This is a genomic window from Paenibacillus sp. J31R98 (genome assembly GCF_056269245.1).
Genome location: NZ_JBWDNO010000007.1, coordinates 1 through 13,667 on the forward strand (window position 1 = coordinate 1; position 13,667 = coordinate 13,667).

The 13,667-nt window shown below is 49.0% G+C and carries 7 protein-coding genes; all 7 read right to left on the reverse strand.

Features of this window, described 5'->3' with window-relative positions:
- Positions 1 to 449: 449 nt before the first annotated feature.
- The 7 genes from AC0YNX_RS22645 to AC0YNX_RS22675 all read right to left on the reverse strand — a co-directional run bounded on the left by AC0YNX_RS22645 (position 450) and on the right by AC0YNX_RS22675 (position 13,644).
- On the reverse strand, positions 450 to 1,565 hold the full coding sequence (locus AC0YNX_RS22645) for a Ger(x)C family spore germination protein (protein ID WP_475817987.1): 1,116 nt from the start codon (positions 1,563 to 1,565) through the stop codon (positions 450 to 452).
- Positions 1,562 to 2,959 carry a spore germination protein gene (locus AC0YNX_RS22650; protein WP_475817988.1) on the reverse strand — a complete coding sequence of 466 codons (1,398 nt, stop codon included), beginning with the start codon at positions 2,957 to 2,959 and terminating at the stop codon, positions 1,562 to 1,564. The genes AC0YNX_RS22645 and AC0YNX_RS22650 overlap by 4 nt, the downstream gene beginning before the upstream one ends.
- Positions 2,956 to 4,038, reverse strand: a complete 1,083-nt coding sequence (locus AC0YNX_RS22655) for a GerAB/ArcD/ProY family transporter (protein ID WP_475817989.1) — start codon at positions 4,036 to 4,038, stop codon at positions 2,956 to 2,958. Before AC0YNX_RS22655 ends, AC0YNX_RS22650 begins: the two co-directional genes overlap by 4 nt.
- 146 nt (positions 4,039 to 4,184) lie before the next feature.
- A complete protein-coding gene (locus tag AC0YNX_RS22660) occupies positions 4,185 to 5,024 on the reverse strand; it encodes a phytanoyl-CoA dioxygenase family protein (RefSeq protein WP_475817990.1) in 840 nt (279 codons plus the stop codon).
- 107 nt (positions 5,025 to 5,131) lie between these two features.
- Entirely contained in the window at positions 5,132 to 5,953 is an 822-nt protein-coding gene (locus tag AC0YNX_RS22665) for an AraC family transcriptional regulator (RefSeq protein ID WP_475818242.1), read from the reverse strand.
- 172 nt (positions 5,954 to 6,125) lie between these two features.
- Entirely contained in the window at positions 6,126 to 9,869 is a 3,744-nt protein-coding gene (locus tag AC0YNX_RS22670; RefSeq protein WP_475817991.1) for an endo-beta-N-acetylglucosaminidase, read from the reverse strand.
- A 19-nt stretch (positions 9,870 to 9,888) separates the two neighbouring features.
- Positions 9,889 to 13,644 (reverse strand): endo-beta-N-acetylglucosaminidase, encoded by a 3,756-nt coding sequence (locus AC0YNX_RS22675; RefSeq protein WP_475817992.1) that lies wholly within the window; start codon positions 13,642 to 13,644, stop codon positions 9,889 to 9,891.
- Positions 13,645 to 13,667 lie beyond the last annotated feature (23 nt).

Below are 13,667 nucleotides of genomic sequence, written 5' to 3' on the forward strand. Positions count from 1 at the left end.
ATGTATTAGGCACGCCGCCAGCGTTCGTCCTGAGCCAGGATCAAACTCTCCATAAAAGTGATCCGAAGATCATTTATGAATTCGCTTGTTAGCTCATTCAAAAAACTAGCTCCGCCAGAAACTCCTTCGCCAACAAGTGGCGAGCGGCGTTTCGACGTATTTAAGACCTTTTGACAGGTCGCTCATTGTTCAGTTTTCAAGGAACAAATTTCTTATTTTTCGTCCCAGTCTCGCGACCGGAATTAGAATATATCATACATCGAAACTCAATTGCAAGCTTTATTTTTCAACTTGTTTTCGTTTCGTGCACTGCGCCAATCGCTTACGTCTCAGCGGCAGAACAAGAATATACCATGCCTCGCAACCGAGTTGCAACAGGTATTATTTTACATGTCATAATCAAAATCTATTTCATGCATATCCAATAGCATTATTTTATATTTAATTACTTAAACCTTCTTGAGCTCCCCCGTATGCTGGATATTCACATGAACGTCAATTCGATTCAACGAGGAAGGTGTAAGCTCAATACCCCTCCAGTTTTTATCCCTGTTTCTAAACATGACATTTCTAAAGTTGTACATATCGGCCTTTATACGAACTCCATATTCGTAGGTCGACCGGATTTCTTGTTTGACTTGCGCCTCCGCTTCTTTCTCAATCTCTTCCTCTGATGATCGGCTGTCCAATAATTCAACAATATTGCCTTTGAGCTTAACCGTTATATTAAAGACGGATTTACCGTCTTGTTTCGAAATCGATATCTTCGGCCTAGGCTTTTCAAGAGAAATGATAGCGGATCTCGTCTCAACCGCTGATCTTGAAGTTGCTTTATTCATCCATCGCAAGCCGCTGATGTGATTCTTACCCATCCACCCTTGAAAATCGTTTTTCCGAACAACAAACACACCATCTATCTTAAGCTTAGGCTCCGCTTTCTTCTCGGTCTGCCACGAAGTTGTATCAATAGCAAGCGTAGGGACTAACGCCGAATCGCCGGGCTCATTGAGATAGATTTGATATTCTTGCGCTTGTATCGGCTTAACGAATGACTTCTGTATATAATTCTCTTCCGGAGTACCAAGAATGGTCGCGATCGGGGAAAATTGAAAAAAAGCAGGCGTCTTCATAACATCTTCAATCGAGCCCTTCGTGCCGAAAATCCAAGGGGTATATCTGAACTCCCGATATCGTTTCAAATTATCGAAGTATTCGTCGCCTCCCGCCCTAATGGCACTTTCGGTGAACAGAAATGCGCGAACATGGCTCCAAAACAACCTTCTTTGCATCGTATCGTAAATATTGCCTAGCGCCATGGACACCGTCTTTCCCTTCCCCTTGCCGACATAAACTTGAGGACCGCTGCTGCCTCCGCCACTTTCCGCTTTAGCTACATTTTTGAAGTTCACGATTTGAATATAAGCTTCATACTGATTGTCTTTATAATCAATGCCGATGGCCGTAGCGTATAACAGATCTTGTAGATTTTTATTGTCCCAACACCCTGAAATACACAACATACCTAAGATGGTGAATAGAAGGAGCATTACGGATTTCATATTCATTCTCCTTGTGAAGTAGAATCAGTCGGATGTAACATCTCCGGTCTCTTTTTCTTCGATTTGAAAGGCCGATTGAATAACGCCAATATCGCAGACCCTACTTTGAGATCTGCAATCGGAGACCAATAGGATACGCCGAAGGATGTCAGTGTTGAGGTATAGCCCACCACGGAAATGACGCCGATGAAAAATCCATATACACCGAGAATGGAGGAAATCAGCAGCATGTAGATCCGGATCAGGGTGACGGTACCGGTTAAAGATTGATTCACGAGCGTAAAGGAAGCTACGGCAGTCATTGCCGTTACCATAAGAAGAGAAGGCGAGGCAAGGCCGGACCGAATAGCGGCATCTCCGATAATAAGCCCCCCGACAACCGTTACTGTCTGTCCGACAGGCTTGGGCAAGCGAATACCTGCTTCCCGGAACAGTTCGAATAATCCCAGAATGAGCATATTCTCAATCGGGGCGGGATACGGGATTCCTGTACGGGCAACCGAGATGGTCGCTAGCAAGGGAAACGGGATTTGGTCGATATTGAAACAGGTCAAGGAAATATAGAATCCAGGCAAAAACATAGCCAAAACTAAGCCGGCAAGGCGCAGCAAGCGCTGCAAGATGGTATAGGAATAAGCCGAATGGACATCTTCAGGAGACTTTAATTGCTCCATTAAATCGGATGGACCGATAATCGCCATCGGCGACCCGCTTACCAGAACAACAAATCTGCCGCGCAGAAGCGCCTCCGCAGCAAAATCAGGCCTGCCAATCGTATCCACGAGCGGGAAGATGGAGTCGCTTGAATCGCTCAAATACTCTTCAACCTGCGCACATCCGATTACGGTGTCCACATCGATCTGTGAGATCCGCCGTTTGGCTTCCGTCACAAATGCAGGGTTAATAATATCTTTGATGTACAGCATGGCTATCGGGACGCCGCCTCGTCTTCCTACAATAAATTGCTCATATTGAAGCGAAGCCGTCTTTAATCGTTTGCGGATTAGGGCAACATTCGTCGTTACTTCTTCCGTAAATCCATCTCGCGGTCCGCGAATGGCAATTTCGCTTATGGACTCTTCGGGCTGACGCTTCGGCGGATTTGAAATTTCCGCTTCATATGCAATCGTCCCATTCTCATGGAGAAATAGAATGATGACGCTGCCCGAAAATACAAGCTGTTCAATTTGACTGAGAAGTGTTTGTTCGTCCAAACGCTTCAACTCATCATTTTGAATCATTTCAGTGATTCGCGGGAGTATATTCTCATTTAACTGCTTGTTATCTATTATCCCTTCGCAGTGTATAACCAGCGCTCCGCCGCGCATCTCTACTTTCACATCGAAGCAGCATGCGAATAATTCTCGATAATCCTCTTCATGAGCAGCTTTGATATTCATGTTGAACCTCTTCTTCTTGTGATCAAGTACGCTAGCAGCGTCCAACAGAGAATGGATATTGTGGATAGGGGATAGAAGAACATTTTGCAGAATGCGAGGAACTCGGTATCGTTAATATGCAGCTCCACAATGAGAAACAAGACCGCCGTGAATGCTAAGATCACTATTCTATTCGCCGGTTTCTTGGAAGTCAGTAAATCGCCGACCAAGAACAGGCCTAAACTGATAAATATGGCGGTACTGCTGAGCCATTGATTCATCGATAAGAAGTCGAGATGCTCCACGAAACTGCTGATACTAACAAGTCTCCACTGCGTAAAGAGAGGGAACCGCTGTCTGGATGCCTCATAAGGGCCAAATGTAGAGATCAATCCCGCAGCTGTATTGACGATAATGATGATTACAACAGAAATAAACACCGCCAGATGTTTCCACCTATAACGACCTTGAATATGAGGCGCCAGTAATACCAGCAGAAACAAGTCCATTCCTGCTCGGAAAGTGTTAACTGTACCTTTCAAGATTGGCAGGGTACCTTCGCTGAATAAAGGCAGAAGAAGATTATAATGTCTGTATTTGAGCGTAAACACAGCCATAAACAGAATTAGCGTAATAATAATTGGAAACAAAACGGAATACGTAATGGCAATCGGCTTGATCCCTTTAACCGCTAAATAGGCACAAACGATCAGCATCGGTAATGAAATCGCCCAAACAGGCGTGAAAGGGAGGAACATGGCTTTTACCCATGTGACGATATTTTTGTGAGTGACGAACAGCTCGAAGAATAAGTACACGGCAATCCAGCACTTCACCGCCCATGCGACCAAACTGCCCGTCTTGCGTTCCAGAACATCCAGGAAAGTCTGATTAGGAGGCTGATTCTTTACAATCCGATAGATCCAATAGGCATATGCGAAATACGCCATACTCGCAAATACAGTAGCGATGAACGCATCTCGTTTCGCGTCTTCAATTAAGATGATGATGCCGGATATTTGGGATAAGGCAAACGTGCCGCTCGAGCATAGAAAATAACCATGGAAGGGACTAATCTTCGGATTTGAAAAGGACGCCATTATACTCACCACCTGTTCACTTAACGTTTCCTGAAAACGCAAGCGATATCCATAAAAAGGAATGTGGTTTGTAGCCGAAAAAAAAGACCCAATAATGGGTCTTAGATCGGTGTCGGCTATTTATTTCCCCATCACCTCGGAACGAATTAATTCGTTCCAACAGCCTTAAAATGCCCGCGAGGCTTCTTCCCGCTCCATCGTTCGTCCACAATCTCAAGCGAAGATTGGTAACGCGTATCGACACTAAGACGATACTGGTTCGTCGTGTTCTCCAGCGAACAGTGCATCAGGAACATGCCGAATATGAGAATATCTCCTGCTTGGAATTCAGTAGTCGCCCACTTGCCACCAAACTTATTCGTAATGACGAGCGGATCATCCGTGTAATGACCGATGCCGTCGTTATCCGAATCTTTCTTCCCGTACGATTTCTTCAATTCTTCGAAGTTATGAGAGTCCAGGCAAATCGCAAGCCCGCCCATCTCGTAATTGACATCGCCGATCGGTGACCAAACCGTATATAAGTTATGGGTGCCGCGTCCCATGTAGACAATATCATAATGCGCGCCTGTGTAATCACCCTTGCCAACGGCCCGAAGCCACTTATACTGATACGTAAGCGACTGTTCACCTAGCAGTTGATCGAAGAAACGCATAATATGATCGCCGTTCAACACGTCCAGCAACTCAGGCAAGTCCTCATTCGTACCGCCCATGAAGAGCGACTTGCTGCCGTCCGCCATGATGGCCTCTTCGAGCAACGTATCCCTCTCAAGCTTTCCGAGCTTCTGCATCTTTTCCAATATGGCGCGTCTTGCCTTCAACACTTGCTCACGGTCATGAAAGCCGCGCAGCAGCAAGTATCCCTCTTCTTTAATTCGCTTACTGAGAGCTCCAAAGTCATGTAGAATATCATTAGAATCACGCAGCTCCGTGAGATGCGGTCCACCCAGCTCCAGCTCGCGACTACCTACTTTTAAGAACATATTCGACCATACTCCTTTGCATCTATATGCTCTAATTGTAGCCGCTGCTCTTCCTCTCTTCCATGGAGCACGATATTCAAAGCATGTAGAATCGTACAGATAGTCAGTTATTCATCCTCGCTAGACCCATCGATCAAGCTCTGCCGAAATGCGCTAGGAGCAACGCCATACTTCGCTTTGAACATTTTCGAAAAATAAAACTCATCATAAAATTGCAGTGCAGCTGCGATTTCTTTCAAAGATAAGCCCGTCGTCTCAAGCGTCACCTTGGCGGATGCAAGCTTTAATTCCAGCATGTATTGCTTCGGCGTCATCCCTGTTCTAGCCCGGAAACGAGTAAAGAACATCGTGCGCGACAATCCGCTCTGCCTAATTAAGTCCTCCATCGGTACAGATTTTCCGATATGGTTGTGCATGAGAAACAAGATATGATCGAGCTCGGGATGGCGGTTCCGTACGTTCACGGCTTCCTCTCTCGCGAAGAGCATCAACAATTCCTGAGCCGAGATTTGTGCGGAGAGTTCATATCCTTGAGGACGAATAATCAAGTTATCGATTAATCGTTCGCATAATCGAACGGCATCCGGCATCTTCGCCGTGGTTACCACCTTCTCGGCAGTCAAGCTTAGAAATGGAACCAAATCCATAGGCAAGAATTCGATAAAATAAAACTTCCAATTGCCGTCCTCAGTCTTATACGTGCTCGGCGTACCCGTCGATACGATCATATAGGTACCCGCCTCAAGAGAAAAGCTCTGATCCGCCTGAGTCAACGTTCCTCTTCCCTCGAAGGTAATGAACACGCCCGGCCATTCGAACCCGCTTGGCTTCGTGACCTGATAAGACTCGTTCGCTTGCACCTTCCAAATCGATTGAAATCGAAAGTTTGGCAGGGGACGATTCTCTTCTAGTTGATACGGGATGTTCATGGACACCAACTCAAACATCTCCTTAGGCAATGTGGAATGAAAGGTTTCATAGTTCTATTTGTGCTTAAATTATAGCCTAATTATAATGCGGTGGGTAACGGGAATAGGCTGCCGGGTGACATACACCGGCAGCCTATCGTTGCTAATTCACTCGCGTTTCTCGGCAGCTAATCTACTGATTCTGCAAGATGAGGAAGTTGGCGTCCCTAAGCAGCAACTCCGCCGCTTCTCTGGAAATATGCTTCCCGCTCTGCGCGCTCACCTCGTTCACGAAGCTGTTTAAGTTCCCCTTCTCAAGCTTCTTCACTAAGCTGTTTGCGATACCGCCATTGTCAATGGATCCGTCCGCTCTGAAGCTGTCGACCAAGGCGCGCAAGGAATCGAGGCTTGCCGTTGTTTGGAAATGAACCGTAAAGGTGACGGCATTCCCCGCATTGTCGCTTGCCTCCACGACCAGAATGTGAGTTCCGAGCGTTAGCTGGCTAAGCTCCAGCTTATCTCCAGGCTGAATCTGTTCGCCGTCTAGAGTAATTGTCGTTGTACTCATATCAACGCCGGAACCTGTATCCGCGACGACAATTTGCGGATTGATTACTTGGTCATCCGTGAACACATCCCCTTCATTAATCGAAGCGGTTACGGACGGCGCTGTCATATCCAGTTGAATGAGGCTCTCTTGGGCGGTTTCGATGTTGCCCGCAGCGTCCGTCGACCGGTAGAGAATCGTCGTCGCCGCGTCGTTGCCAAGCATAATCGGATCGTTATAAGGCAACCAGGACTCCCCGCCGTCAACGCTGTATTCTGTTTGGACTACACCAGACAATTCGTCCGTAGCCGTTAGCTGTAGTTCTACATGCTGCAGATACCAACCGTTCAGACCGTCCGGTTCGGAAGGAAACGTCGTAAGCGTCGTTACCGGAGCCGTATTATCCGGAATCCATCTGGCCTGCAAGGTAAGATCGCCCTGAACCGTCATCGTGTCAAAGTTCCATCGTGTCTCCCCGTTATACCAACCTTCCAGCATATAGCCGGCCCTCGTTACAGTGGGCATGGTCAGTTTATTGCCAATCAACGTCTGTACTGCGGTTTGAGCAGGATTCCCTCCGTTTCCATCAAAAGTGATGTTCTGGTACCCTTTCAGGTAAACAGGGGACGACTGGTTTCCACTGTAATCTTCCATCACGGCCGATACTACTTTTGCAGTAGAAGTAAAGCTGAGACTTGCTTTCGTTGAACGGCCGCGAATAATCATCGGTTTATTCCCGACGCTGTAAGTAGTTGCGAATAATTTGGCTTTTCCATCCTCGTAGATATACAGATAACGCCAATCTCTCGTATTAGGCATCGGGAGGTTAATGGTATTGCCAGCCGATGTCCAATTCTCCGCGTATGGCTCGGAAATCTTGTCTATAAAGGATCCGTTATACGTAACCGTCTCGGACTGGCCGATTCTCACCGTAACCCTATACTCGTCGCCGTTAATCGGCATTTGATCGAATACAGCCGAGGTCACGCCCGCCGGCACGACAACTTGCCGGGAGACAGGCTCAGGCGTCGTGATCCAATTGACGGATTGGACCGTCACTGTAGCCTCGCCCTCTGCGCTAGCCGGATTCGACCAGCTAACGGTAAAGGTTCCATTCTCCTTGGAATCCGTCTGGATGTCCGTGGCTGCTGCGTCCAGATCAAAGGCTGCTGTTGCGGCTTCGCCCTCCAGACCATCCGCACCGACAGCCGCGACTTTAATCGTTCCGGAACGCGCCGGAAGATTCTTGATATAGAATACATCGTCGTATTTGCCGCCCACATAGACGTCATTCACATACACGTTATACTGTTTGACTTTGGAGTAGTCCGTATCGAGATCCCAGTTAAGCTGCATTTCGTTTGTATTCGTTATGGCCTCAGTGATTGCCAATCCCGTCGGAGCGGCCGGTTTGGCTGCAGTACCATCATAGATCCGGATTTGTCCGACATTCATCTGATAATTAACTGCTGTCTCCTGCCCTGGTGTAAACACCAGCCCGAACGCTGCGAGTTTCTTTCCTGCAAACGAACTCAAATCCAGCTTCTTGGTAACCCATCCTTCCGTCTTCTTGCCGCTTTCCGGTACGGCTACCTTTACAACTGCATCCGGCTGATCTTCAAAGATAAGACCAACTTGCATGGTGGATTCATCATCCGGGGATACCTTGTCATAGACGATCGACAACTCGGAATTTTCGTTAAGAGTCAGATCGCTTTTATACAAGCGCAGGAAGTTCTCCTTATCGAGATCGCCGTTAATCACTAGCGAGCTGCCGCCGTTAAATCCTCCGATTTTTTGATATTTAATACGATCCGTACCCGAAGTGTCATAATCAGGACCATAGTCGAAATCCACCGTCAGCCTGTTGCCCTCGGTATCTTCCCACCACTGCCAAGTTACGGGCACGTCCTGCAAACTCAAGTTGGACCATTCGTCCGCATTGGAGATTACGCCATCCTTATAGTAAGAAAGACCATGGCCGGTATTAAAATTCGTGTAAAAGTTGGCATTCTGAATGACGGAGCGCTCGGTGATCACGGAATCAATGCCCGGCCAATAGCGGTTATCCGCATAAACATCAGCAACCGTGTTTGTCTGAGATGTCGTCGTGTTCTTCGGATTTACATTCGGACCAGACCACCACAGCTGCTCCCTTAAGTTCGTCATCCATTGGTAGTTATTCTCGGAGCGGTGGGAAACCGGCCAAGCGAGTCCCATGTCTTCGTCTAAGCCTGCATGAACAAAATCCGCTCCCAAAGTGGCGATGCTCAGCTGAGGAATACCATTAACCAACTTATTCTTCAGCGCGGTCCCCTGGGCGCTCTTGAAGCGGTCTCTGCCTCCCTCAAGCCCAGCAAAACCAACATCATAGAGGTTGAAATTCGTTCCTGCCGAAGCATTCAAGTTGCCCAGATACGTTCTGGCACTATTGATCTGCGTGCTGCCTACACCATAATCAAAGAAGAAGGAATTGCTAACATTCTTTCCTGCCGCACTATCATACAGAAGTGAAATGTTGTTGTTATTAAACGTTCTTGCAAACGTGTTAGAACCGGTAGCCGTATTAAGAGAATCATACCATTGAACATACAGCCCGCCGTCTTGAAGCGTTTTTAGAAAGGCTTTATAGTCGGCAATGTCCGCTACGGCGACATTCGGGCTCGCTTCTTCTTGATTCACGAAATACCCGTCATAGCCGAAATACTTGGCCATTTCAATCAGCTTCTCCGCCACCGGGAACTTGCCGTTCTCATCCTTGACGATCATTTGTTTATAGGTTTGTTGACCGCGGTCATTATTGGAGAGAAAGATGCATGCAAGCGACTTGACGCCGTTCTTATGCGCAGCATCCGTATAAGTTGGATTCGGGATGTTCAGCATGCCGAACTCAAACCATTTTTGCTGCCAGTCCGATTGAGCTAAATTATCATAATACCCGGGTGGTGTGTATGCCGTGGCCGTGCCATGCCAGTAAGCATAATAGTCAATGTATTGCCAGAAATTAAAATGATACTGCGCGAACTTATTCGTATAAGGCGCATTCTCAATAAACGCGTTCCCGTAATCTCCCGCTACCGTTATCATCTGCGTTTTGGGATCAAGATTCGGATTGGCCTGCGTTGCGGCAAAAGGATCAATACGTTTCTGCAAAGGCACGCGAGATCTTAATAGTTCTGCATCCGGATCGGTTTCCGGATTCCAATTAGCGATTTGGCCGCTCGTGTAACCGTGAACGTTCGGCTCGTTGGCGCCATGGGCGCTCTCCCCTTTAAAAGGCCATGTATCGCCTGCGAACACGGTCTGCGGCAATAACATAAGCACAAGCGAAATACTGATTGCCGAAGAGACCATTGTTTTCGTACTTTTTTTACCTCTTTTAGTTGCCATCAATATTCACCCTCCCTGTTTAATCGTTCTGCTGGATGAGGAAGTTGGCGTCCCTAAGAAGCAACTCCGCCGCTTCTTTGGAAATATGCTTCCCGCTCTGCGCGCTCACCTCGTTAACGAAGCTGTTTAAGTTCCCCTTTTCAAGCTTCTTCATTAAGCTGTTTGCGATACCGCCATTGTCAATGGATCCATCCGCTCTGAAGCTGTCGATCAAGGCGCGCAAGGAATCAAGGCTTGCCGTTGTTTGGAAATGAACCGTAAAGGTGACGGCATTCCCCGCATTGTCTCTTGCCTCCACGACCAGAACGTGAGTTCCGAGCGTTAGCTGGCTAAGCTCCAGCTTATCCCCAGGTTGAATCTGCTCGCCGTCTAGAGTAATTGTCGTTGTACTCGTATCAACGCCGGAACCTGTATCCGCGACGACAATTTGCGGATTGATTACTTGGTCATCCGTGAACACATCCCCTTCATTAATCGAAGCGGTTACGGTCGGCGCTGTCATATCCAGTTGAATGAGGCTCTCTTGGGCGGTTTCGATGTTACCCGCAGCGTCCGTCGAGCGGTAGAGAATCGTCGTCGCCGCGTCGTCACCAAGCATGATCGGATCGTTATAAGGCAACCAGGACTCCCCGCCGTCAACGCTGTATTCTGTTTGGACTACACCAGACAATTCGTCCGTAGCCGTTAGCTGTAGTTCTACATGCTGCAGATACCAACCGTTCAGACCGTCCGGTTCGGAAGGAAGCGTCGTAAGCGTCGTTACCGGAGCCGTATGATCCAGTCCTGTCACCTCTTGATCGATGACCTGCTGTACCGCGGAACTGCTGAAATAACCGTTGGCCGGCTTGCCGCCTAGTATCGCCTCAGCAACGGCAAGTTTGCCGTCATCGCTAAGCAAATTCAACTTTGTCAAATCCAAATGCAAACCCTGCGATGCGGGCGAACCGAGCAGATTCACCACATCTCTGGAAGTTGAGGCATTATTGAGACTTAAGAACACGGGATTGATCGAATACCCGTCGATTGCAAATTCGTAGATACGTGCCGCATTATCGGTCGTGCTGGTCGGCTTCGTCACCCACAGCCGGACGTACCTGGCTTCCGACATGTCGATCGTATGCTCGGTCAGCCCCTTTGTATTGCCATGGACGTCGACGACGTTCCGCCAATTCACTTTATCGTCGCTGAGCTGGATTTGATAATCGTAGGTATTCATGCTGACCGCTTCGCCGCCAAGCTCGGCATGTGACAGCGCAAAATCGGTTATCGCATAATTGGAGCCCAGATCGCTAATGACCCAGTGGGGCAGCGTGCTTGAGTTGTCGCACCACTTGGTTTTCAAGTTGCCGTCAAAAGCGTATTTCGCCGCTTCGGTTGTCGCACATGCCGAGCTGGCCGTAGCCGACTTGTTCAGCGCGAGATTGGACATGCCGCCCGATACCGCCCAGGTCACGATAATTTGCTCCGTATGCACGTCTTCGCCAGAGCTGTTCGAGGAGGTCAGCGTAATCGTGTACGTTCCCTCTCGGTCATAGGTGACGACAGGCTGAGCCGAGCTGTTATCTATATGGCCACCAGGAGCATCCCAGCTAACCGATTCGGTCGTTTCCGAAGATTGATCGATCAGGTTAACCGGCTGACCCGGAGCCGCATACCGCTGGCTAACAGTGAAATCCGCCACCGGCTTCGGATATTCCGGCCAGTTCAGCGTGACGGTCGCAGGAGAGCCGTGCTTGAAGTCGCGATCGACTCCGACGATTTGCAACGTCGTTTGCATTTCTTTGCCAATCCGTTTGACTTGGGATACGTAATAAGCGTCGTTCGGCGTTGCGCCGAGAAATTCGCGCGTTCCGTCCGGCTTCAGACGATAGATTTCGTACAGCGCGGCAGCCGGGTCCGTCTTCGTCCATCTCAACCGAGCATCCGCGATAATTCCACCGGTAAACTCGTTCTCCATCGCTGGCGCGCTTGGCTGGAGGTCTTGCGGAGGCTGCCCGCTTCCGCCCGATACGGACAGTTGCCCGATATTGACGGCATAGCCGCTGATGACCGTATCGCTCGCGAAGCTCAGACCGATGGCTGCAATCCGCTTGCCCGCATATTGGGAGAGCGGTATCGACTTCGTCGTCCATTCTGCGCCCGGCGCATCACCCGCATCCAGGTATACGAACTGGCTCGGATCGTCCGAGAACGAAATCCCGATCTGCATATGCGAGGCGGTCAGGCCCTTGTCCGCTAATTTGAACGTCATGCCGAGCGTCGTGTTCGAATCGACCAGCAGATCGGTCTTGTACAGCTTGATCGTCGTGGCGTTCGCCGGGCTAAGGTCGCCCGATACTTTAAGGGAGCTTCCGCCGTAATACGCGGTTGTGAAATCGATATCCGGCTTCAGCGCGATGCCCGCGCTGTCCACGATCCAGCGCCAAGTCGGCATTACGTCCTGCAGGCTGCGATTGTTCCAGTCGGTGCTTCGCAGCACTTCGCCGTTAATCGCAAACAGATGCCCCTGCCCCGTATTGAAATTCGTGACGAACGGCAGACTCGTAACCGGCGTCTTGTCCGAGATGTAATTCGCGATTCCCGGCCAAGTCGTACCAGGAACCGTACGCCGCGGATCTCCATTCTGCCCGACCCAGAAGCGGTTCTCTCTCGCATAGTAGTCCGCTTGTCCAGTGGAAGATTTGTAAGCCCAATCGGGACGGTACAAGCCGATAGAAGTATTCGCAGTGCCTCCGGACGGGAAAATGTAGCTCCATCTAGGGGAAGTATTGTATCCATTCGCTTCCACATCGATGCCGGCATACAACTCGTACGGACTTCTGCCGAGGTTCGTCGCCGTCGTGTTCGAAGAGCTTAGATTCGAGCTGCTATTCCTCCATCTGAAATCGAGAAACATGCTGTCAGCAACCTTCTCGCTATCTTGGAAAAACATCTTGTTATTGTTATTGAGCGCGCCCTGCCACGACACGTTTCCGGTTGCGGTCATGGCGTCGTACCACATGAATTTCATGTTCGCAGGCTTCTTGGCCTGCAGGTATTTGAGCATTTGCTGCATTTTGGTCGCGGTCGCTGAATTCCCGCCTTCCGTCTCCTGATTGATGAACCAGCCGTCGAAACCGTAATAATTCGCAACTTCGATCAGCTTGTCCGCAAAAGGAAACGAGCCGTCCGGGTTTTGAACCAAGGAGTCGTTCACCCAATCGAGGGTTCCGCCGTATACGGTCGGCGGATAGAAGATCGTACCGAGAATCGGAACGCCGTTCTTATGCGCGGCATCGGTCGCATCTGCGCTCGGAGGCACGATAATGCCCTCTCCTGAGGAGCCGGCCCAATCGACGAGCAGATCGGTATACTGCCAATATTGAAAAGCGTATGTATTAAATTGATCCGAGCCTTGCGATGGCGTCCCGCTTGTATGTTCAGCCATAGATGAAAGCGCTGCCAATTTAGGATTTAAAGTCACATTCGGATTTACCTGATAGCCTGTGTAGCGGCTTGCCAGAGGTATTCCCGACTTGTTAAACGCGGCGTCCTTGTCCGTTTCGGGAGACCAGTTCAGCAGGTCCTTCGGAAACCAGTAAGAGGAATACGGTTGAGCCGCATGCGCGGACGCATGCCAAATCAAGCAGGAAGCCACAAACATAATCGCCAACGTGAACAATCTTCGTATCAAATACAATATACTCATTCCCTTCCATCCTCGACTAAACAACGCTTCCCATTCATTCATGAATACAGCCGCTTGCTTATGTTCTTTCGGACAGCCGATTACCAAACACTATCCTCCTGTCTCTATTA

Coding starts and splice junctions, on each gene's coding strand:
- AC0YNX_RS22670 (WP_475817991.1), bottom strand. CDS start 9,869: ATGGCAACTAAAAGAGGTAAAAAAAGTACGAAAACAATGGTCTCTTCG.
- AC0YNX_RS22660 (WP_475817990.1), bottom strand. CDS start 5,024: ATGTTCTTAAAAGTAGGTAGTCGCGAGCTGGAGCTGGGTGGACCGCAT.
- AC0YNX_RS22665 (WP_475818242.1), bottom strand. CDS start 5,953: ATGAACATCCCGTATCAACTAGAAGAGAATCGTCCCCTGCCAAACTTT.
- AC0YNX_RS22645 (WP_475817987.1), bottom strand. CDS start 1,565: ATGAATATGAAATCCGTAATGCTCCTTCTATTCACCATCTTAGGTATG.
- AC0YNX_RS22650 (WP_475817988.1), bottom strand. CDS start 2,959: ATGAATATCAAAGCTGCTCATGAAGAGGATTATCGAGAATTATTCGCA.
- AC0YNX_RS22655 (WP_475817989.1), bottom strand. CDS start 4,038: ATGGCGTCCTTTTCAAATCCGAAGATTAGTCCCTTCCATGGTTATTTT.